Genomic DNA, 22,269 nt, shown 5'->3' with positions numbered 1-22,269 from the left:
CTGAATGTCTATGTTAGAGACAGTAAAAGAAGGAGGAATTCCACTTGCATAACAAGGCTGAACGTTTGAAAAAAAGTAAAACCCCGGCACCCAAAACAGGTAACGATCACGGAGATCGGCTGCCGCCAGGACAGATGCTGACGGAGAAATTCCCGATTCTGCATGAAGGGGAAGTGCCGGAATATGACCTGTCCACCTGGGACTTGAAGGTATTCGGCGAAGTGGAAGAAGAGAAGGTGTTCTCCCTAGCTGAGTTGCAGGCGATGCCTCAGGTGAACACGGTGAGTGATATTCACTGTGTTACACGCTGGTCGAAATTTGATACGCCGTGGGAAGGTATTCGCTTCTCTGATTTTGTGAAACTTCTGGGGGTTAAGCCGGAGGCAAAATACGTCATGATCCATGCGGATCATGATTATGAGACAAATGTACCGCTCGAAGAATTGATGCATGATGATGTACTGCTTGCATTCAAATATAACGGTGAGCCACTAACACCCAAGCATGGTTTTCCACTGCGTATGGTTGTGCCACAACTTTACTTCTGGAAGAGTGCGAAGTGGATACGTGGACTGGAGTTTATGACAGAAGATCGGAACGGATTCTGGGAAGTGAATGGTTTCCACCATTTTGCCGATCCGTTCAAGGAACAACGTTTCTCGGGTGAAGATCTGCCGATTCCGGAAGACGAGTGGACGAAGAAGGAGTTTGATTGATATGTTGATGCCTATTTTGCAGATTCATTCGGAAGACATGCCGGCATATGCCATCGTCTGTGGTGATCCGGCACGTGCGGAGAAGATTTCCCGTAAGCTGGAGCATGCGAGAGAACTGGCGTTCAGTCGGGAGTATCGCACATTTGTTGGCTTGTATGAAGGGGTACAGATCGCTGTGGTCAGCCATGGTGTAGGTTCACCTGGAGCAGCTGTGTGTTTCGAGGAATTGATTCGCGCGGGTGTAACAACTCTGATTCGTGTAGGTACAGCGGGATCATATACAGCCGATTATCCGGCAGGCAGCGTGATTGTGAGTACAGCCGCTGTTCGTACGGACGGGTTGACTCGCCAACTGGTGCCGGATGGTTTCCCAGCGGTAGCGGACATTGGGGTGACACAAGCGTTGATCGAAGCTGCTCGTGAGCAAGAAAGCGCGGATGCTGCAACCTTTGCAGGCAAAGTGGGCGTTGGTATCACCGTAACGCTGGATGCGTTCTTTGCAGGCGTGGAAGAGATTCCACACCGCAAGTACAAGCAGGCTGGAGCACTTGCGGCCGAGATGGAAATTGCGGCGCTCTACATCGTCAGCACCTTGCGTGGTGCTCGCGCCGGAGCGATTGTCGCGATCGATGGATTCGCGGACAGCGACCTGGCAGCCGAGTATGATCCGCATACGGATGCGGTTGGACAAGCGGTGGAGCGCGAGATTAATGCAGCGCTACGTGCGCTAGCCGCGCTTGCTCGTCAGGATCAGGCTTAATACGAAAACCGAAATAAATCGAAATCGGTTAAGCGTCCACCTGAGTTGGACTATAAGGAAAGAGGGCATCCCGTAAGGTCAGGAAAATGACCAGTGGGATGCCTTTTTTTGACCGTAGGAGTGCTTGGAACATTACAGTTAAGGTTTTTAGGTGGATATGGAATTTCCTGAAAAAGCGAGAGTTTAAGGAAGAGTGGGACATAAATGATGTGTTGTATCCACTTGGTTATGATGAACTGATAAACAGTGTCAAACAAGCGATACAGCTATCTGTATTTTATATTTTCTAACGAACTCAGCACGTCTTATTCGGGCGGAAATCGCAAGTGTGAAATTCTAACGAATCGTAGGCACGCTAATGACTGTAAAGGTCCCTTTTTTCCACCCATTTAGATGAATTACTGTGATATAACGTGTCTGAGATTCATTACATTTTCATTCCCCCTATATTTGCCCTTATAAGGTGTGTACGATTCGTTAGATCTCCCGGCCTGATCCTCGAAGGGAATGATAATGCAGAAAGTGGGCACGTTATATAAAGGAACATCAACATGAATACGAAAAAAGGGAGGACTCTACGATGACACAGAACAATCAACCTCAGGATGAGGCGGAAATTCGTAACAAGCTGGATGAAGACGGGGATTCCTTAATGGAGAAAAAGAAGATTCTAAGCGGAGTAGACATTGAGCCGCAGGCGGACGAATGGGCAGCGAAGCCATCACCTGTTGCTTTTAATGAAGGAAATGCTTCTTCGAAAAAATAAACAACATGAGCATCCTATGGGATTGATGGAATGAAGATAAATTTAGCGAAGCAGGTACCCTTATGGTATCTGTTTTTTGGTTGTATAATAATTTAAAATTCAGTAGACGAAAGAGTGATGGGGATGAGTACAGGTACGATTAACATCCGAAAGGCAGAAATGAGGGACTACTCTGGCGTGTCATTGTTGATGGATGAGCTGCACCAGATGCATGTCGAGGCGCGGCCGGATCTATACAGAGCGTTAGAGACCAGAATGGAGGAAAAGGAGTTCACCGAACTGCTGGAAACGGACAAGCGTTACCTGTATGTTGCCGAGTCTTCCGAAACGGGCTTGATTCTGGGTTACGGGAGCGCGCAGTTAAGTGTAATTCAGGATAACCCATTGATGGTGGATCGCAAGATGCTGTACATCCATGAACTTGTAGTGGATACCAAGCATCGGGGCCAAGGAACAGGTAAACAGGTACTACAAGCATTCATCGAGCTAGGGAGAGAACTTCAGGCAGACAGCTTGGAATTATCCGTGTCGACGTTTAACTCTGGTGCACAGGCTTTCTATGAACAGATGAGTCTGGTCGTCCGCAGCAGCAGGATGGAGTATACCTTGTAAGATACATCGCCCTATTTAATTAGCAGGGATTCATCCATTTTTATCAAAATATCAGAATACTCTTGAATACCCCCATGGGGTATGTTACTCTTAGAAAAGAACGAAAGAAAAGGGGTGTTCATGATGGATCATCAGAGCCATCCCGAGGAACCTTTGCAATCCTCCAAGTCAGATTCAACGGAAGCTTTGGCTACAGTCCAAGAAGCAGTATCCTGTCATGCCGAGGGCAGTGATGGGAAGCATGTGCGCAAGAGTCACCATTCGCAGGAGATGAAGAGTAACCTGGTTTCTCGTTTGAACCGTGTGGAAGGTCAGATTCGCGGGATCAAGGGATTGATCGAGAAGGATACGTATTGTGATGATGTGCTGACGCAGATTGCGGCGGCTCAGTCTGCTCTTAATTCAGTAGGCAAACTTTTGCTTGAAGGCCATATGAAGAGCTGTATCGTTGAGCGCATTCAGGCTGGTGAACATGAGGTTGTGGATGAACTGTTGGTTACGATGCGGAAGTTAATGAAGTAAGCTGAATCAATTCACCTATTTAATTTATCATTTTAATATACTCCAAGGAGGAATTTACAATGTCTAATGTTACGTTGAACGTTACAGGAATGTCTTGCAATCACTGTGTGAAATCAGTTGAAGAAGCTGTGAAGAATACCGGTGCGAGTGGTAAGGTTGATCTGGCAGCGGGAACAGTAGCAGTGGAATATGATGAGCAGACGGTGAACGTGGATCAGATCAAAGCTGCCATTGAAGATCAGGGATACGATGTAGTCTAACTGCATCACAGGCTTAAACCCAACATGCTCATGGGTGAAAAAGAGGTCAAACCCTTTTCCCACGAGTCAGGTTTAAGCCTAATTTTCTGTCTGATATATACCCCTTGGGGGTATGCTGAGTGATGTAATATACAATAAATTGAATCGATATGAAAGGAGCTGACATGATGGATAACTCAATGAACTCAACGAATAAACCAATGGATAGATCATCCGAACCAACCCCAATACCACCTATGGCAGACGCACCAGGACTGAAGGCAACACTGCACATCACGGGAATGACCTGTGCTGCATGTTCGATACGAGTGGAGAAGGGCTTGTCTCGCATGGAAGGGGTGCATCAGGCCAATGTGAACCTTGCCATCGAACAGGCAACCGTATCTTATGATCCAAAGACAACTAACGTGAACGCGTTGCGGGATAAAGTAGAGGCACTTGGCTACGGTACGGTGTCCGAATCGGTTGATCTGAACATCACGGGTATGACGTGTGCTGCCTGTTCTGCCCGGATTGAAAAGGGTCTTTCCCGACTACCTGGGGTATCTCAGGCGAATGTGAATCTGGCGCTGGAAACAGGGCATATCGAATATGCGGCTGGCACATTGAAACCTTCTGATATTACCGCCAAGATCAAGCAGATGGGCTACGGTGCCGAACTGCAATTGACGCAAGAAGAGACCACATCGGTTCGTGAACGTGAGCTGCAACGCAAAAAGTGGAAATGGATGATATCTGCGTTGTTATCGATTCCTTTGCTGTGGGCAATGGTCGGGCATTTCTCGTTCACATCCGGAATCTATGTCCCAGATCTGTTCATGAACCCGTGGTTCCAGCTGATTCTGGCAACGCCAGTACAGTTCGTGATTGGATGGCAATTCTATGTGGGGGCATACAAAGCCCTACGTAACCGCAGTGCCAATATGGACGTTCTCGTCGCACTGGGTACCAGTGCAGCGTTTTTCTACAGTCTCTATCTGACGTTATCCAGTGGGTACTTACCTTCTACAACCATGGATCACGGGGCAATGGGAACGAGCACAGCCGCCATGCCTTCGGTAGAACTCTATTATGAGACAAGTGCAATTCTGATTACGTTAATTTTACTGGGAAAATGGTTCGAAGCTGTGGCGAAAGGTCGCTCTTCACAGGCAATCAAAAGCCTGATTGAACTGGCTCCACGTGAAGCCCGTGTCATTCGTGATGGACAGGAAGTTATGGTTCCTGCCGCATATGTTGCGGTGGGTGATCTGATCCTGGTGAAGCCGGGGGACAGCATCCCGGTGGATGGTATCGTTGAAGAGGGGCAATCCTCTGTGGATGAATCCATGCTGAGCGGGGAGAGTCTTCCCGTGGATAAAAAGCCAGGAGATCCCGTTACAGGTGCTACGCTGAACAAAAACGGGGTATTACGACTGCGTGCGACCCGAGTGGGCTCGGACACGGCTTTGTCCCAGATTATTAAAGTAGTCGAGCAAGCTCAGGGCTCCAAAGCACCGATCCAGCGGATCGCAGATGTCATTTCAGGCATTTTTGTTCCGATTGTTGTCGGCATAGCTGCGCTGACATTCCTGATCTGGTATCTGTTTGCAAGTCCAGGTGACTTCGCTGGTTCCCTTGAAAAAGCGATTGCCGTGCTTGTCATTGCTTGTCCATGTGCACTAGGGCTGGCAACGCCGACTTCTGTCATGGCTGGATCAGGACGTGCGGCTGAATATGGCATTCTGTTCAAGGGCGGCGAACATCTGGAATCGGCACAACAGATTCAGACCGTAGTGCTCGACAAAACAGGTACAGTAACCCAAGGTAAACCGGTCCTTACCGATGTTATCACGGCTCCGAATTGGACGGAATCTGATCTGCTTGAGCGAGTGGGAGCGGCCGAACAGAGTTCCGAGCATCCGCTGGCAGAGGCGATTGTTGCAGGTATTCGTGGCAAGGGTCTGGAGCTGACCCCAACAGAGAAGTTCGAGAACATACCGGGATACGGCGTGCGAGCTTCAGCAAAAGGGCAGGAAATTCTGGTTGGCACGCGGCGTTTGCTTGCGGATGAACAGGTGAATGTCTCTGAGGAAACCGTTCAGCAGATGAACCGTCTGGAGGAACAAGGGCGTACAGCGATGCTGGTAGCGGTGGATGGTCAGTGGGCAGGGATCGTGGCTGTGGCTGACACCATCAAGGATACCTCTCGAGAAGCCATTGGTCGTCTTCAGGCGATGGGGATTGATGTCATCATGATCACGGGAGACAATGAGCGAACAGCTCGCGCTGTAGCAGAACAGGCAGGGATCGGTAAAGTTCTGGCTGAGGTTCTGCCGGAGGGTAAAGCTGCGGAAGTGAAGAAACTTCAGGAGAGTGGCCTGAAAGTTGCGATGGTAGGTGACGGCATTAATGATGCTCCGGCACTTGCTACTGCTGATATTGGGATGGCCATCGGAACAGGAACGGATGTAGCGATGGAAGCGGCGGATATTACCTTGATGCGTGGTGATCTGAACAGCATTGCAGATGCGATTGAGATGAGCCGGCGCACGATGGGGAACATCAAACAAAACTTGTTCTGGGCACTCGGATACAACGTTATTGGTATTCCCATTGCGGCAGTTGGCTTCTTGGCTCCATGGCTGGCAGGGGCGGCGATGGCGTTCAGCTCCGTGTCGGTTGTACTGAATTCGTTGCGTCTGCAACGCATGAAGCTGAAGAGAAATGACTGACCGACCCAAGTTTAGAGATATATTCAACGTCTCATTGTAATCAAGTGAGGATTAATAAATGCGCGGTTCGCTGCGGCGGACCGTGTTTTTTGTTGAGAAAAATACAGTTGAGATGCCAGAAAGTAAGCCCTGAATCGTTGGTATAGATGTTCTTTTCTAGGGAGAAAGGATAGCATAATGCTCTTTTGTGAAAATGGATCAATTGTATTCATGAATAAAGCTTACGTTTTCTGAATTTTTCAAAAATAAGTTGACAATATGAACATATTCACATAAAATTTAAACGATCGTTTGATTCAAACAACTGTTTAAATCAAATTAGAACTATTTGAGTAATGGAGGACACCTTTGATGTTACAGGCTTTACGTACATTGTTTAAAAAACCGCCAGTGATTGTAGGGATCGTAACAGCACTTATGTTCCAAGTGATCTTTAGCGTGATCTGGATGACCGCATATTCTGGAGTAAATGACCGTGCGAAAGAATTGACGGTTGCGATTGTGAACGAGGACGGCGAAATGTCCAAAGGAATCGCAGATTCGCTCGCAGGAACACTGCCTTTCCATACCGTATCCAATCTAAGTGCGGCTGAAGCGCTGGATCAGCTGAATCATCACCAAGTACACATGGTGCTGGATATCCCGGCTGGGTTTAACGAATTGCTTCAGACGGCTGGCTCAACCGCCGAGATTAAATACACCATTAATGAAGCGAACCCGGTTACGATTAAAAGTATGATGCAAGGTGTATCACAAAGTGTGACAAACACGATTAACAAACAAGCTACAGCACAAGGGATACAGACGGTGTTAACCGCTTCAGGTGCGCCTGCCGATCAGGCTGCTGAAGCCGCTGAAGCCGCTACAAACCTGACTACCCGAGTGGAAGGAACGACAACGTCCATCAACCCGGTTAACGGGATGAATAATCAGATGGTGCCGATGATGATGGTACTGGCTTCCTATGTAGGTGCCATGATCATGGGGATGAACCTCCAGACAGCCATGGGTATGCTGTCATCTACCTATTCCCGATTGACTTTGTTTGGCGCGAGAGTAGTCATTAACGTGGGTTCTGCATTGGTCGTTTCCTTGCTGGGATCATCATTGATCGTGGCACTGGGAGGACAGATTGCACAAGGATTCGTTGCATTCTGGTTGTTCCAGGCGCTCTTCCTGTGCACGTTCATGTTCTTCTCCCAGTTCTTCCTGATCTGCTTCGGACCTGCAGGAAGTCTGTTCAACATCATCTCACTGTCCTTGCAGCTGGTATCTTCCGGTGCAATGGTACCGCGTGAATTGCTGAACAGCTTCTATAGCGGCATTGGGCAGTACCTGCCTGCAACATACGCCGTTCAGGGTATTCTGAGCGTGCAGTTGGGAGGCCCAGGAGTTCAGTCTGCTGCGGGCTCTATCGTGATTGTACTGTTGGTTGCCGTTGCGTTGTCACTGGTCGTGACGTTGTTGAAAAAACAACGCATGCCAGCTGGGGCACCAAGCCCGGCTCAAGCACAGAACTAATACAGCAGTTGTATAAGATGCATATCATTGCTTCATAGGATAGGACAAGCACCCCGATGATTTTCATCGGGGTGCTTGGTGTAATATAATAGACAGATGATTCGCTGGCTGCAGTCCTTGAGCTGGAGCGAATGAGATGAACGGACAAGAGGGAGCGGGACGGAATGACGGAACCGGAGTTGGATATCAAAACGAGGATATTGCTTGCAGCCAAGAAGCTTTTTGCACAGCAAGGGTATGACGGGACGAGTGTTCGTCAAATATGTGATGAGGCAGGTGCCAATGTGTCGCTGGTGTCTTATCATTTTGGCGGCAAAGAAAAGGTGTTCGAAGCATTATTTGAGCATTTTTTCCCTGGGCATATAATGAACTCGCTGGCGGAAGAGCCCATGTCCTCGCCTGTGGAAGGTATCCGCCGAATTATCGGTGAAGTTGTGAAGTTCACGATGACGGACCGGGAGATGAGCGATATTGTACAGCTTGAAATTACACTGCGTACACATCGAACAGCTACTGTATTTCGTTTTCTAGACCCTGTATGGACCCGTGTGAGGGAACTGCTGCAAGAAGGAAAAGACCAGGGATTGTTCCAGATCGAGTCCGTATCTTATGCGATGCTTCAGGTTATGGGTGTGGCTTTAGCGCACAAACGGGCCAAGAATTCACGATTTGGCTTTGATTATCAGGATATGAATACAGACGAGCTTGCTGAGCAGACAATTGAGTTCGTACTACGAGGATTGGGAGTGAACAGCCATGAATGAAACCATTGATTTGATGATGAAACACCGCTCTGTACGCAAATTCAAGCCAGACCCGGTAAGTGATGAGCAGCTTGCAGCCATTGTATCTGCAGGGCAGATGGCTTCCTCTTCAAGTAGTGTGCAAGCATATACCGTAATTGCTGTGACTGAATCGGAGCAAAAAGCCAAACTGGCTGAATTGGCAGGCAATCAGGCCTATGTCAATGAATGTCCGGTATTTCTCGTATGGTGTGCTGATCTGTATCGACTGAGTGATGCTGCGAAACGTCATCTTCCTGAGAAGCAATCGTATGCCGATTCAACCGAAAATTTCATGGTAGCCACGATTGATGCTGCACTGGCTTCCCAGAACGCCGCTCTTGCAGCGGAGTCACTTGGTTTCGGAATCGTATATATCGGCGGGCTTCGTACCCGGATTGAGGAAGTTGCTGAGCTGTTGGGATTGCCGGAAGGGGTATATCCGGTGTATGGCATGTGTATTGGAGTTGCAGATCAGGAAACGGGAATTCGGCCACGTCTGCCACTGGCTGCAGTCTTGCATCATAATCGTTATAATGCCGAGCAGAGCATCAAAGGTGTTGAGCAGTATGATGAGACAACGACGGCGTACATGAAAGAACGGACCAATGGTGAACGAACGACCCCATGGTCCGAACTGATGGCAAAGCGCCTGACTGAGCCGACACGGTTGCAGGTGAGACCGTTCCTGGAAGGCAAAGGATTCTTGAAGCGATAAATTATATATGTAAATTAGAAGTCAGCCGGGGGCGAAACCGACTGACTTCTTTGTGCTTTGTTATAAAGTGCTGTGTTGGCAGGGCAAGTGAGAATGCTTGCTGCTACAAGATTGTAATCAAGTTAAGCCATAGAAACGCTTTGTGTTCTGATAAAAAAGACGGGCGGCCCGCTCGGTTCCCATGCCAGTGATCTCACTCCATGCCTGGATGACCTGTCTGGTCATGGCAGGGTGTGTCATTCGTCCCTGAAATGGTCCTTCGAAGGGCCAAGGTCCATCGGTCTCGGCCATCACTTGTTCTGATGGATATTGCCGGGCGAGTTCACGAATCTCTTCTTCATACCGAATATCCGGCGTGAAGGAAATGAAATAACCGTTGTCCGCCATACGCCTTACGGTTTGGCGAGATCCTTTGAACCAGTGGAAATGAGCACGTCGGAATTGATATTGCTCCAGTAGATCACAGACGATATCGGCATCATCGTATACCGCATGAAGTACAAGTGGTTTGTTGTGCTTTTTGGCAAGTTGGATGAAACGTTCAAGCAGTTCAATGTACCCGCTCTGATCGAAGCGCTGCCCTGCCTGCTCCGCTTCCTGACGATTGTAATAGGGAAGACCGACCTCTCCGATGGCAGTAGCTTGTCCCATATGCTTCTCAATCCATTGGAAGAACAGGTCTAGTTCTGCAACGGACGGCAGTTCCTGTTCCGGATGGAAACCGAAGGCCGGATAGATATTGCGTGGATGTTGCTTTGCAAGCTCCAGGTTGGCCTGGGCAGAAGCGAGATTCATGGACACGGCAATGACTGCCTCGACCTGCTGAGACGGGAAAGATAGCAGCATCTCGCGTTGTTCGTCAGGGGTATACTGATCGAAGTGAATATGAGCATCAATTAATGGTGCAAAAGCTTGAGAATGCACGAGGGAATTCCTCCTTGTGTTCATTTATATTCTAACTATGTTACGCAGAATTTCTTATGGTGGATCACCCATTAAAGGGAAATAATAACTTAAAAACCCGCGCTATTATGATAGGCGGGCTTTTTGCTGTTCTTCTCTCATCCACTGTGCAATCTGCCGTTTACGCTCCAGAAAAGCGGATTCCTCCGTAATTTCTTCTCGTCTTGGGCGATCAAAAGGAACATGTACCTCGTGCAACACCGTTGCAGGTCGGTTGGATAACACATAGACCCGATCCGCAAGCAGCAATGCTTCTTCGATATTATGGGTGATGAACAGCACCGAGCGGCGGTTCTGTTCCCAGATATCGAGCAGCCAGCGCTGCATGTCGCTACGTGTCAGTGCATCCAGCGCGCTGAAAGGTTCATCCAGCAGCATGAGTTCCTGCGGACTGAGCAGGGCGCGCAGAAATGCAGCACGCTGCTGCATTCCGCCTGACAGCATATGAGGGTATGCCTGCTCGAACCCGGCAAGACCTACGCTGCTTAACCACTTTCGAGCCTCAGCAAGTGCTTCGGCCCGAGGAGGAGCGCTTGAAGCTACTTCACCAGCAAGCAGTACATTGTCTTCAATGGTGCGCCAAGGGAAAAGGGCAGGCTGTTGTGGCATATAACTGATCTTGCCACGTTGGCCCGTCACATCATGACCGTTCATAAGCACTTGGCCTTCCTGTGGCTTCAGCAGACCGCCGATAATATGGAACAGGGTGCTTTTGCCACAGCCGGATGGACCAACGATAGCGACAAACTCGCCTTGCTCCACAGTCAGGGACAGGCCGTTCAGAACCGGTAGCTTGCTGCGCCGTTCACGGAATGATGCATGAACATCAACGACGTCCAGTGCAGGTGGAACCGGAGCAGGAGTCGTATTGGCAGGTCGATCAGGCGTAGCGGAGTTAACCTTTTCACCGTGCGTTGGCTCCATTACACTTGCTCCTCGTCCAGGCTGGACTTGTTCATCCTGTTGCCGATTCATATGGTCATCACTTCCTAATATACAGATTACTTGCTTTATTACCGCTTCTGTGGCCGCCAGCGCACGAGAAGCTTCTCCAGTAGGGCAATGAACAGGAAGAGCAGCAAGCTGAGCGCGACAATAATCATGATCGCCACGAATAGGCGGTCCGTACGATAAGCCGACTTTTGCAGCATCATATAATAACCAATACCCTTGTCTGCACCAATCCATTCGGCGATGATGGCACCCATCACGCTATAGGTAGCGGCGATTTTGACACCGGAGAACACGGATGGCAGCGCATGGGGAAGCTCTAGCTTCCAGAAGATATGATGACGTTTCGCACCAGCCATGCGCATATAGTTCATCATCGCCGCGTCCGTACGGGTCAAGCCATCCATGGCCGCCACTGCAACGGGGAAGAAGCAGACGAGGATGATCGTAATCAGCTTGGGCAACAGCCCGAATCCGAACCAGATTAACAGGAGCGGCGCGAGCGCGATGGTTGGGATATTTTGACTAAGAATAAGTAAAGGATACAAGGCTGACTTAAGAAAAGGGACCAAATGCAGCACCATTGCAATCAGTAATCCAACCGCTGTGCCAGCGGCGAATCCAATCAGCGTTAACTGAATGGTTGCGGAAGCGTGCATGCCAAGCCGTTCGGCCTGGGTTGCCGCTTCGCGGGCGATGTCGGATGGTGCAGGCAGCATCCATTTCTCAATATGGAAGAGGGAGACGGCTCCCTGCCATATCGCTATAAAGAGAATAACCGCCACAATGGGCGGCCATACACTTTTGAAATAGGCAGGCATTAGCGATACTTCTCCGTCAGGGTATCCATGCTGAAGCCGGTAGGGCTATGGGCGATCTTGATCTGGGAGATGATGCTTGGGCTGCCAGCCTCCACGAGTACCTCGTGCATCTTGCGGACAACTTCCAGCAGTTCCTCCAGTTCTCCCTCCATCGTGGTGTCAAGTGCGTTCACCTGATATTTCAGGCCGGATTGCTGAATAACTTCAATGGCGCGATCTACGTAAGGATAAGAGTTCTCGCCATTTGGCGTTTTCGGGATAACCTGAATACTAAGTAGTGTGCTTGCCATGAGAGATCACGGCTCCTTTCGTGATAAATTGCATGAATTGAACCAGGTTTACACTTATCACTCTGATTGCAGTACCCTCTTCCGATCACTGTTATCCCCGGATTTCTTTAATGAATTCTAATGGAGGAAATCCGGGGATAGCGTATGCTTCCGATGCAGCTTTCTTTCAGAAAGCTTTTAGGCGACCGCTTCGCTTTTTCACGTTATTTCTGTCCTCTCCGTCCTCGTGTAAATATTAAGTTCGTTTTATATGAGAAATTTTATTGGGGTAAAAACGCGTTCGTATATGCCTTACTCACATCGATTTGTTCATCCAGCAGTTTTTTGCTAAACATCCAGTCGGTGTAATTTTGCCATACTTCCTGTTTTTGCTCACCCCAGCGCGGGGCGTCATCTGTGTACTTTGGACTAAGCCATTTCTGGCTTGCCAGTACGAGGTCTTTATCCAGATCCGGTACAGCTTTGATCAGAATGTTCGCCGCGTCTTCGGGATGATCAATCGCATATTGATATCCTTCGGAAGTGGCTTTCAGGAATGCTTTGACCAACTCAGGATCGTTCTGAATCGTCTGCTCGTTCGTTACGAGGACAGGCGTGTAATAATCCAGTGCATCTGAATAATCCTTCACATATAACATGTCGATCGGTTCCCCGCGCAGTTCGGCTTCAATCCCCGTCCAGGCGTAGAAAATCCACGCGAAATCAATATCCCGTTTCACTGCGGTGAAAAAGTCGGCATCACCCATGTTAATGTTTTTCACTTTGGATACATCGGCTCCGTCGCCTTCCATAATGGATTGCATCACGGCTTCTTCCACAGGGGAACCCCAACCGCCATAGGTTTTACCTTCAAAATCTTTCGGTGATTTAATATTCCGATCCGCCGGAGCAGCGAAACCAGATGTATTATGCTGAATAACTGCTGCTATGGAGACGAGAGGAACACCCTGTGTGCGGGCTTGAGTTACACTCTCCTGATAACTTACGCCAAAAGGCACTTCATTCGATGCAACCATCGTATCTGCGCCACCGGCACCTGGTTGTACAATCTCCACGTTCAAGCCTTCGGCCTTATAAAAACCTTGATCTACAGCTGCATACAGGCCTGTATGATTCGTATTCGGTGTCCAGTCGAGCACCACTTTAATATCTTTCAGGGCGGCAGTGTCACCTTCGTTGCTGCTTTCCGTATTTGTGTTGCCGTTCTGCCCAGCTGGGGCAGCTTCTTTGCCACCACATGCGGCTACAGTCACCATAAGCACGCATAAGAGCAACAATCCCATCGTTTTACGCCATTTCATCTGTGGTTCTCTCCTTCGGTATGTCCGGCCGATTGGCACGGGGTACTCCTTGGCTTCATATCCAATCATCTTGCATAAATCGACAGATTTATACCAGTTGAGATCTGGATGACGTTATTTTATAACATAAGAAAACGTCTATCGATGTCATTCGAAGAAGCCAGACCGCGTTTAGCGGAAGTTTTCCTTGCAATATCAGGAAGGTGATGCTTCCAAACTTATACTTTCTGATATAACAAAAAAAGCGTCCCGTATTCCGGGACGCGTGCAGGCGTTAGAGAGGTGGCGTTCAGCCATAGGGCTGTGCCATTTCGATATACTCCGATTCCTACGCTGGCATGATCCAGATCAGGTCTAAGGGTTAGTATCTTGGTGGGATACACTCTCAGCCGGCCAATTCCGACTCCCCTGGGAAACTATGAAGTTACGGGCATTACTAGGTGTAATTATAGGCCAGCGGGTAGAACGTGTCCAGTCAGGAACTGGATGGGGACACTTATAAGTTATCAAACAGGCCGTTATACATATGTATAACAGCCTGTTTGGATGTGTTATTTTCAATAATTATCGTGGCGAATCATATAAGAAAATCTGACTGAGTGCAAAAGCATCGGATTTCGGGTCATAACCTACCTGTTTCTGAGTGCTTTCCAGATTCAATCGTTTAAACCGATTATTCGAGATCCCATGCAGTATGGTGAAGGGCTCCAGATCGGTAGCTGTAATTGCTTTGAACATCAAATCACACAAGTCAGCCGGACTAATATACGCGCTCATATCCCTTGCCTCCAGCACTGGTCCGTCCGGTTGAAAATCATCATATGCACCTATACGTATTGCTACACTTTGTAAACCTTCGGTATACGCAAAATAGGAAGCGAGTGATTCTCCAAAACATTTGCTAACCCCGTACAAATTCCGTGGACGTGTCGGCATGTCTGGATAGACTTGCGCATCAATGGGATACCCCTCGATCGTCTGTGCACTGCTTGCCAGAATGACTCTTCGTACACCTTGGTCTTTGGCTGCACGGAATACATTAAATGTACCTTTGATATTGATGTCCAACAATGATTCATAGAATCCGGAATTCGGGGAAGGATCTCCCGCCAGATGTACAACCACATCCATGCCTTCGCAAGCATGCTGACAGGCTTCGGGATCTGTCACATCCAGTGTCATGATCTCATGGCCTGTCCCTTGATACGGATACAGTCTGTCGATATTCAAATCCGTAAGCCGCAGGTGAAATGCTTCTGACAAGTGTTGGGACAAGTCACGTCCAATTTTTCCGGCTGCGCCGGTAATTAAAATGTTCATAATTCAACTCCAATTCTTAGCGCTGGAAGAACTCAATCCATTCCTTTTCAGGTCCATATATGAAGAAATAACGGTAACCGTTAGGCAGTGTAATGATCTCTCCATCGATAAATTCGGCTTCGGTGGCTTGGATGCGTTTGTACTCAGAATCAAGATCATGCACGTGGATGGCAAAATGGTGCACGGTTCCTTCGGAAGGCAGCTTGTCGCTGTACCCTTGAATTAACTCTATTTCAGTCTCATTGCTTCCATTGAAGCCGAGAAAGGCGAGCTGAATGATACCGTTGGTATGGGTTACCCGGTCTTTCAATTCAAGACCAACAATCTCCGTATAGAAACGTAACGTGGTCTCCAGATCACGCACAGCAATGCCGACGTGGTCAATACGCTTTTGAAAACTCATAATCAAATCCTCCTTATGTAGTGAATATTTCTACCATTTTAAGGGATATCATAGGGCTGTATTACATGGTTGTCAAATCCAATTTTAAATTGGAAAAATCATCATTGTTCACAGAATGTTCACTTATGTGGAGGGGTTCGTCATCTCTATAATTACGAAGGTAAACGGAGAGGATGAGAGATTTGCCAACAAGCAAGAAGGAACAAATTATTTTCGGATTAATGATGTGTACAGGGATGATTGTGGTCATGATGTTCTTCAATCTATGGCACAGTGGGTTACTAGGCAAGATGTCCCCGCTTGAGATACTGCTTCAATTCATATTATGTTTTGTCATCGCGTTTCTGGTGGAGTCTTTCATTGTTGGCCCTGTGGCGAGAAAGATTGCTTTCTCCTTGCCCTTTGACAAGTCCAACAAGATTCTGGGTGTGCTCGTCATGTCATTTTTCATGGTGATTGGCATGGTTCTGATCATGTCCTTGTATGGAATGATCTCGGCATATCTCGCCGATCAATTAAATGGGGTATCCGTACTCCGTACGTATCTCCATACAATTGCTCGTAACTTCAGCTTGGCGCTTCCATATCAGTTGATCATTTTGGGACCACTCGTCCGATATGTATTCAGTAAATTCATCAAGGATAACGGGCTCGTAATGCCTGTCGTTAAGAAAAGTGTGTGATTCGGCTGGCCCAGAGTATTTCCTGGGCAATCTTGTGCAAATGAATAGATCGTATTCTCACCTTTAATGAAAGGTGATCAGAGAGGCAAAGATAGGGCACTTGCCACCATGATTACAGCGCTAACGAATCGAGGACAGCTTATTAGGCCGGTTCTTAGGAAATGAAAAATCTAACGAATCTCAGCGGCGTTATTATGCTAAGAATCTGCAACGAGACCTTGAATTTGAGATAATTATCTATAATAACGTCTCTAGGATTCGTTAGATTTCAAACATGCGGAAATGGATGGGAATAGCGTGTGTTAGGTTCGTTAGAACAGAGTAACGCCACAAAAAGATGTCCACCGTCAGGTCATGACAGTAGACATCTCGATTTCTTTAATAGGTATTTCTAATCCTCAGGACTAGACCAACACAGAACTGTTAAGTTGCAGAATTCACTATATGTTTGTTCTGCCATTGATATGTAATCACGCTAATGACAAGCAGGCCAACTGCAAAGATGGCAAGCATCCATGCAGACTGATTAACCGCCAGATGATCAAGACTCCATCCCGTGATCAAAGGCAGAATGGCACCGCCAACTCCACCTGAAGCAATCAAAATGCTGGGTGTGGATTCTTCTGTTCCAGGCAGCAGTTTACTGGCGAAGACAAGGGCAATGGAGAAAATGCCTGACATCGCAAGTCCAAGTAGCAAGATGATGGAAAACGCAGACCAGATCTGGTTTGTGAATGGAAATACCATTAACAAAAGAACAGATGCTAGACAACTGTACAGGACATAGACGCGGTATTGGAATTTCTCTGCGATATACCCTGCGAACAGTCGTCCTACGGACATAGCAATCCAGAAACAGGTGACGCTAAGCGCTGCTCCGGCTTCCTTCATGTTCATTTTCTCAATCAGGATCGCTGGCATAAAGTTTGCAAGACTCATCTCCGTGCCGACATAAAGGAAGAAGAACAGGACGAATAGTACCAGAAGAGTCAGGTTACGACCACGATAGGTCGGACCAGATGTACTGGTTGCTGCGGAATGCAGTTCACCTGATGCCCCGGCAGTGTGAGTATGTCTCGAAGCATCCACTGGCTTCCGTCGATCCAGTACCTGATCTAGTTCACCGAATGATCCTTTCGCCCAGAAAACAAAGGTCAGCGCTGCGCAAATCGCAACAACGAGAAAGGAAAGACGCCAGTATCCGGCAGCAATCAGACCGCTGGCCATGAGCGGCATGACCATCGCCCCGATCCCGAATAATACTTCCAGTCGACTCATGGCAACGGCCGTATTGTCTTTGATTGCAGCGATGATAATGGTGCCAATCACAGCTTCAACCATTCCGAATCCGAAGCCGGCAGCGGGTGCGATGACGAACATCCAGCCCCATGGTGGCAACAGCATGTAGGATAATTCTGCAATACAGAGCAACGCTGTGGCGATTAACAGGCCTCCCCTTTTACCAAAGCGTCTGTTCAGCCATGGAGATAACAATACACCACCCAGGAATCCGGCAAATTGAGCGAAGATCAGCGTTCCGCCTTGGCTATAATCTTTGCCGTAATGTTCAAGTGCAACCGGCAGAATGGAACCGAGCACAACGTGGGCAAGTCCAATCAGGAAATAGGACAGACATCCGATCCAAAGTAATTTTTTCATAAAGAACTCCTTCTACATATATACATAAATTGAGGATCACAATAAAGCGCCATCTTGGAGACAAAGTCTATCATAACAGGACATGTTAAGTTGTGCCATGCATTCCTAATCGATCCAAAAGGTTGCAATTTGGTCCGGCGTTCATATATACTGAGACACAACAATTACAGATCGGACCATGCCGTTGAAGAGAATCCAACTCGGAGGCGTTTTCGCCAGGGGAGCGATATTTTCCCAAGTTAACCGGAACCGCCCGTTATCGCGGACCAAGAGGCTGGAAGCAGGTTATCCTGATTCAGCAAGTTGGGTGGCACCGCGAGCAGAGCGCTCCTCGTCCCAAGGGATGAGGGCGCTCTTTGTATTTTTACAGCCAAAGGAGACGGTGACCATGTTGGAAATGAAGTGGATTCGTGCACATGAAGAAGAGGTTCAGGCCGCAGCAGACGGGAAAAAAATCAAGATCAACATTCGCACATTGTTAGAGCGGGATGAAGAACGTAGAACACTTTTGCAGGAATCGGAAGAAGGACGCAGATTGCGCAATACGTTATCCGCTGACATTGGCAGACTCATGCAAGCCGGGAATCGGGAACAGGCTGAGGGCTTGCGGGCTCAGGTGAAACAGCTCAATGAACAGTTGGAACAGGTGGAAGCGAAGCTTGCCCCTGTGCAGGAGGAAGTAACCAAGCTGCAATGGCTGGTACCCAATATCGTATCCCCGGATACCCCGAAAGGCATGTCGGATGCGGATAATGTAGAGCTGCGACGTGTGGGAGAGGTACCAACGTTCGAGTATAACACCAAAGATCACGTGGAACTTGGCGAGTTGCATGATCTGATCGATATTCCTCGTGGAGTTAAGATTGGCGGTACGCGAAGCTATGTATTAAAAGGCGCTGGCCTGTTATTACATCGGGCAGTACAGCAACTTGCGCTTGATCTGCTGTTGAAGCACGGATTTACACCAATGGAGGTTCCGCTGATGGTCAGGGAGGATGCGCTGGTGAACACCGGATTCTTCCCAACTGGTCGAGATCAGGTCTACGAACTTGAAGGGGAGAACAAGTGGCTTGTGGGAACTTCTGAAGTGCCGCTCGTCTCGTATTATGCGGATGAGATTGTCGATGTTCAAGAGCCGGTGAAGCTTGCCGCGGTATCGACGTGTTTCCGCAGTGAGGTTGGCTCTGGCGGACGTGATGTACGCGGATTGTACCGTGTGCATCAGTTTGCCAAAGTTGAGCAGGTCATTCTCTGTGCCCCTGATGCAGAAGAATCGGAGCGCATGTTGCAAGAGATTACGGGACACGCCGAAGAATTGCTGCAATTACTGGAACTGCCGTATCGTGTTGTCGCTGTATGTACCGGAGATATGTCGCAGAAAACGTACAAACAGTATGACATCGAGACCTGGATGCCGAGCCGCGGTGCATATGGAGAAACGCATTCGTCGTCGAATCTGCATGATTTTCAGGCGCGCCGTTCGAATATTCGTTGCCTCGATGCCGAAGGCAAGTTGGCGTACTGTCACACGCTGAATAATACGGCGGTGGCATCGCCGCGTATCCTGATTCCTTTGCTTGAGAATCATCAGCAGGAGGATGGAAGCATTCGCATTCCGGTAGCCCTGCGGCCCTATATGGGCGGGGCCGAGAGCTTGATTTTGCCAGAGCAGGATGAAGTGAAGTAGAGAGGTTAGGTAACGCTTTAGGAAGTCAAAAAGGGGGATGTTCCACACGTCATGTTGCATGTGACGAGGGACATCCCCTTTTAAAACGGTAACACTATTTAACGAACCGATCTCCTAATATTTTGTGCTGAACTGATCTGGTAAGTGCTTGGACCTAAGATATAGCTTACTTCTTTGATTAAAATTTCTTCGTTTATGTAAGTAAATAAAATTATTTCTTAAATGTCAACGCAGCTTCCATTCACGCTCGTTAATGATTTCAATTTGTCCAGATTCAAGGGCGCGGCCTTCCCATATTATACAATGAAAATCATGAATTGTTCCAAGACTCTCACTTACGACATTCAACTTTATGCAATTCGTATCCGATATAATATAATAGAAGTAAAATATTGGATTATGGGAGTTGGGAATTAAAAATGAATAGAATCAAACTGGCGCTTCGAGGCACGCTTGCTCTAATTATGGCATTAACAATTCTGGTCCCTTCGTTGGCCTTGGCGGCTACCGGTGACGTGAAATCGATTGAAATAACCAATAGTAGCCCGCAGAAGATGAGTGTTTCCGAAACAGCTGCGCTTCAGGTGATGGCAACGGTAGAAGGTTTTGATAACAAGCAGGATGTTACCGAAGGCGTGACTTGGTCCACCAGTAATGCAGCAGTTGCGACGATGGTGAAAGGCAAAGTCAAGGCTGTGGCTGCGGGCGAAGCAACCATTTTTGCAGAAGTAGACGGGTCTAAAGCCCAGTTGGTTGTCCAAGTGCAGGAGAAGATCAAAAGCATCAAAGCTTCACCAAACTCCTATAATTTCGTTAAAGGCAGTGAAAGCACCCTTCCGAAAGTAAGCATTACCCGTGCGAATGGTAAGGAAGAGGATGTGACGTCTGAGATTGTGTGGTCCGTATCCACTTCTTCGGCTGTGCTGGAAAACGGTAAAATCAAAGGCGTTACACCTGGCAGAGTATTGCTGCAAGGCAAATATGGAACAACGATCGTGAAAGTCCCCGTTGCTGTGACGGACGAGATTACCAAAGTTGAAGTCACTCCTGCCACAATGCAGCTGAACATCAAGAAGTCCAAGGCGTTGAAGGTCATCGGGACCTACGCAAATGGCAAAACGATCAACCTTTCGAAACAAATCATATGGACCTCTTCCAACACAAATGTAGCTATCGTGAAAAATGGAGCCGTTAAGACGCTGACCGAGGGACAAGCAACCTTGACAGGAACTTATCAAAATCAGACAATAAAGGCAGAGGTTACCGTTGTACCTTTGCTCAAAAAGTTGATTACAGGCCAGAAAAAACTGGTTTTGTCCCCACAGGGAAGTACAACGCTGAGTGTGATGGCACAGTATGATACGGGCAAAACCACTGTTGTGACCAACAGTGCGGTGTGGAGCAGCACAAAGCCGGGCGTAGCGACAGTAACAAATGGCAAGATCGTGGCTGTAGGCAAAGGGAAAACGTCCATAACGGCCAAGTGGGGCAACAAAAAAGTGACGATCCCTGTTACGGTAAAATAAATCTTCATATAATGAAGCATCTTGCATGAATCAAAAGTTAGTTTCAGTACATGACACGTTAAAATCATCAATATCATCAAGGTAACAGACAACCAAGGGGCGTAGACATACGCTCCTTTTTTGGATATATAGAAATATGTATCTGAAATGCCTTCTGCTTTAACAACTATATAAGGAATTGGATGGGATGAATATGAAAGCTTCGATTATAAGCTCAGACGCTAACTCTAGTGATCTGGCTTACCTGATAAGCGCATGAAGCAACGCACCTATGAAAAATACAGAGAAGGTTACCATTTAAAATGTCTTGGTGAAGAGGAGATACCTGAATGACAGATCCATTGCAACCGGAAAACTGGCCTGCCTGGGCGACAGAGTCGGTAGAGATTGCTCCGGCCAACCCCGATTGGGATGCGCAGGCTCAGGATGAAATCCGGCAACTGAAACACCTTCTACAGCAGTTTAATATCCATCAATTCGAACATATCGGCAGCACGTCCATTCCAGGGTTACCCGCCAAGCCCATTATTGATCTGATGGCAGAGGTACAGTCATGGGATGACATGGATCTGATTGCGGATCAGCTGAATCCGTTGGGCTGGAACTACGTTCCGCCTGAACTGGATGGACGGGAGTACAGACGATTCTGGGTCAGGGTTAAGGATGGCAAGAGAGCTGTACACCTTCATCTTATGCGCCCGGGAGAAGAACGCTGGGATCGTCAAATTCGGTTTCGGGATGTACTGAGAAAACGCCCAGATCTGGTGGAAGCTTACGCCGTCCTGAAGGCGAAGCTTGCTGATGAGAATAAAGAAGACAGGGAATCGTATACCGTTGCCAAAACGCAATTTATTTTACAAGTGCTTGATGAAGGCTTGTGATCAATTGAAAAGCGTACATATCAGAGACAGGCTGATCTATTTCGTCGCAGTCATGATGACCATGGCGGCAGGGCTTGCATCCAGACACTATGGTGAACGATTGCCGGATTGGGTGCATGAACATTTCGGAGACGCATTGTGGGCAGGTATGATTTATTTCGGAGTACGCATGGTTTGGCCTCGTCGCAGCTTGGTATGGGCGATCTGTTTGAGCTGTGTATTCAGCTGGCTGATTGAGTTCTCACAGTTGATTCAGACGCCTTGGCTAATTGAGATACGCTCAACCGTATGGGGTGCTCTTATTTTGGGACATGGATTTCTGGTGATCGATCTGATTCGATATACGGTGGGAATTCTGTGCATGGTGATGATAGATCGTTATTTCCTGAGAAATAAGATGGCTGGATCATGAA

General features: G+C 48.0%; 23 protein-coding genes and 1 riboswitch. Of the genes, 15 read left to right on the top strand and 8 right to left on the bottom strand.

Annotated features, from left to right (window positions below; all coding sequences use genetic code 11):
- Positions 1 to 44: 44 nt before the first annotated feature.
- The 10 genes from D829_RS0121560 (at position 45) to nfsA (ending at position 9,371) form a co-directional block, all read left to right on the top strand.
- Complete coding sequence (locus D829_RS0121560; protein WP_017691010.1) at positions 45 to 716, top strand: sulfite oxidase-like oxidoreductase; 672 nt, start codon at positions 45 to 47, stop codon at positions 714 to 716.
- 1 nt (position 717) lies between these two features.
- Positions 718 to 1,476 carry a nucleoside phosphorylase gene (locus D829_RS0121555; protein ID WP_017691009.1) on the top strand — a complete coding sequence of 253 codons (759 nt, stop codon included), beginning with the start codon at positions 718 to 720 and terminating at the stop codon, positions 1,474 to 1,476.
- Between the two features lie 580 nt (positions 1,477 to 2,056).
- Positions 2,057 to 2,242 (top strand): hypothetical protein, encoded by a 186-nt coding sequence (locus tag D829_RS0121545; RefSeq protein ID WP_017691007.1) that lies wholly within the window; start codon positions 2,057 to 2,059, stop codon positions 2,240 to 2,242.
- A 123-nt stretch (positions 2,243 to 2,365) separates the two neighbouring features.
- Positions 2,366 to 2,854: a GNAT family N-acetyltransferase gene (locus D829_RS0121540; RefSeq protein WP_017691006.1), complete on the top strand. Its 489-nt coding sequence runs from the start codon at positions 2,366 to 2,368 to the stop codon at positions 2,852 to 2,854.
- A gap of 120 nt (positions 2,855 to 2,974) precedes the next feature.
- Positions 2,975 to 3,376, top strand: a complete 402-nt coding sequence (locus tag D829_RS34300; RefSeq protein WP_277422761.1) for a metal-sensitive transcriptional regulator — start codon at positions 2,975 to 2,977, stop codon at positions 3,374 to 3,376.
- A gap of 59 nt (positions 3,377 to 3,435) precedes the next feature.
- On the top strand, positions 3,436 to 3,636 hold the full coding sequence (locus D829_RS0121530) for a copper ion binding protein (RefSeq protein WP_017691004.1): 201 nt from the start codon (positions 3,436 to 3,438) through the stop codon (positions 3,634 to 3,636).
- Positions 3,637 to 3,872: 236 nt separating this feature from the next.
- Positions 3,873 to 6,350, top strand: coding sequence for a heavy metal translocating P-type ATPase (locus tag D829_RS0121525; protein WP_026081333.1), 2,478 nt, complete (start codon positions 3,873 to 3,875; stop codon positions 6,348 to 6,350).
- Between the two features lie 351 nt (positions 6,351 to 6,701).
- Positions 6,702 to 7,871 (top strand): ABC transporter permease, encoded by a 1,170-nt coding sequence (locus tag D829_RS0121520; protein ID WP_017691002.1) that lies wholly within the window; start codon positions 6,702 to 6,704, stop codon positions 7,869 to 7,871.
- Between the two features lie 164 nt (positions 7,872 to 8,035).
- Complete coding sequence (locus D829_RS0121515) at positions 8,036 to 8,635, top strand: TetR family transcriptional regulator (protein ID WP_017691001.1); 600 nt, start codon at positions 8,036 to 8,038, stop codon at positions 8,633 to 8,635.
- A complete protein-coding gene (gene nfsA / locus D829_RS0121510; protein WP_017691000.1) occupies positions 8,628 to 9,371 on the top strand; it encodes an oxygen-insensitive NADPH nitroreductase in 744 nt (247 codons plus the stop codon). Before D829_RS0121515 ends, nfsA begins: the two co-directional genes overlap by 8 nt.
- Positions 9,372 to 9,488: 117 nt before the next feature.
- Here nfsA and D829_RS0121505 read toward each other — a convergent pair whose 3' ends face one another.
- The 7 genes from D829_RS0121505 to D829_RS0121475 form a co-directional block, all read right to left on the bottom strand.
- Positions 9,489 to 10,319 (bottom strand): TatD family hydrolase, encoded by an 831-nt coding sequence (locus tag D829_RS0121505; protein WP_026081332.1) that lies wholly within the window; start codon positions 10,317 to 10,319, stop codon positions 9,489 to 9,491.
- 81 nt (positions 10,320 to 10,400) lie between these two features.
- Positions 10,401 to 11,309, bottom strand: coding sequence for an ABC transporter ATP-binding protein (locus D829_RS0121500; RefSeq protein ID WP_017690998.1), 909 nt, complete (start codon positions 11,307 to 11,309; stop codon positions 10,401 to 10,403).
- 38 nt (positions 11,310 to 11,347) lie between these two features.
- Complete coding sequence (locus D829_RS0121495; RefSeq protein ID WP_017690997.1) at positions 11,348 to 12,106, bottom strand: ABC transporter permease; 759 nt, start codon at positions 12,104 to 12,106, stop codon at positions 11,348 to 11,350.
- On the bottom strand, positions 12,106 to 12,396 hold the full coding sequence (locus tag D829_RS0121490; protein ID WP_017690996.1) for a thiamine-binding protein: 291 nt from the start codon (positions 12,394 to 12,396) through the stop codon (positions 12,106 to 12,108). The genes D829_RS0121495 and D829_RS0121490 overlap by 1 nt, the downstream gene beginning before the upstream one ends.
- A gap of 260 nt (positions 12,397 to 12,656) precedes the next feature.
- On the bottom strand, positions 12,657 to 13,697 hold the full coding sequence (locus D829_RS0121485; RefSeq protein WP_017690995.1) for an ABC transporter substrate-binding protein: 1,041 nt from the start codon (positions 13,695 to 13,697) through the stop codon (positions 12,657 to 12,659).
- A 307-nt stretch (positions 13,698 to 14,004) separates the two neighbouring features.
- A riboswitch (TPP riboswitch) is annotated at positions 14,005 to 14,117 on the bottom strand.
- Positions 14,118 to 14,261: 144 nt separating this feature from the next.
- Entirely contained in the window at positions 14,262 to 15,017 is a 756-nt protein-coding gene (locus D829_RS0121480; RefSeq protein ID WP_017690994.1) for an NAD(P)-dependent oxidoreductase, read from the bottom strand.
- A 16-nt stretch (positions 15,018 to 15,033) separates the two neighbouring features.
- Positions 15,034 to 15,420 carry a VOC family protein gene (locus tag D829_RS0121475; RefSeq protein WP_017690993.1) on the bottom strand — a complete coding sequence of 129 codons (387 nt, stop codon included), beginning with the start codon at positions 15,418 to 15,420 and terminating at the stop codon, positions 15,034 to 15,036.
- Between the two features lie 173 nt (positions 15,421 to 15,593).
- Here D829_RS0121475 and D829_RS0121470 point away from each other — a divergent pair, with 173 nt between their 5' ends.
- Entirely contained in the window at positions 15,594 to 16,103 is a 510-nt protein-coding gene (locus D829_RS0121470) for a hypothetical protein (protein ID WP_346773284.1), read from the top strand.
- A 423-nt stretch (positions 16,104 to 16,526) separates the two neighbouring features.
- Here the strand turns inward: D829_RS0121470 and D829_RS0121465 are convergent, their stop codons facing one another.
- Positions 16,527 to 17,762: an MFS transporter gene (locus D829_RS0121465; protein WP_017690991.1), complete on the bottom strand. Its 1,236-nt coding sequence runs from the start codon at positions 17,760 to 17,762 to the stop codon at positions 16,527 to 16,529.
- A gap of 388 nt (positions 17,763 to 18,150) precedes the next feature.
- Between D829_RS0121465 and serS the strand changes: the two genes are divergently transcribed.
- The 4 genes from serS to D829_RS0121445 all read left to right on the top strand — a co-directional run bounded on the left by serS (position 18,151) and on the right by D829_RS0121445 (position 22,268).
- A complete protein-coding gene (serS, locus tag D829_RS0121460) occupies positions 18,151 to 19,449 on the top strand; it encodes a serine--tRNA ligase (RefSeq protein WP_017690990.1) in 1,299 nt (432 codons plus the stop codon).
- 419 nt (positions 19,450 to 19,868) lie between these two features.
- The gene (locus D829_RS0121455; protein WP_017690989.1) at positions 19,869 to 20,975 is read left to right on the top strand and encodes an Ig-like domain-containing protein; all 1,107 of its coding nucleotides are present in this window, start codon (positions 19,869 to 19,871) and stop codon (positions 20,973 to 20,975) included.
- A 329-nt stretch (positions 20,976 to 21,304) separates the two neighbouring features.
- Positions 21,305 to 21,856, top strand: coding sequence for a GrpB family protein (locus D829_RS0121450; RefSeq protein WP_017690988.1), 552 nt, complete (start codon positions 21,305 to 21,307; stop codon positions 21,854 to 21,856).
- Positions 21,857 to 21,860: 4 nt separating this feature from the next.
- Positions 21,861 to 22,268, top strand: coding sequence for a DUF2809 domain-containing protein (locus D829_RS0121445; RefSeq protein WP_017690987.1), 408 nt, complete (start codon positions 21,861 to 21,863; stop codon positions 22,266 to 22,268).
- The last annotated feature ends 1 nt before the right edge of the window (position 22,269 follow it).

The sequence above is a fragment of the Paenibacillus sp. PAMC 26794 genome, assembly GCF_000316035.1.
Classification (GTDB): Bacteria; Bacillota; Bacilli; order Paenibacillales; family Paenibacillaceae; genus Paenibacillus.
Note: the sequence above shows the minus strand (reverse complement) of the source record. Positions and strands in the feature narration are given on the sequence as shown.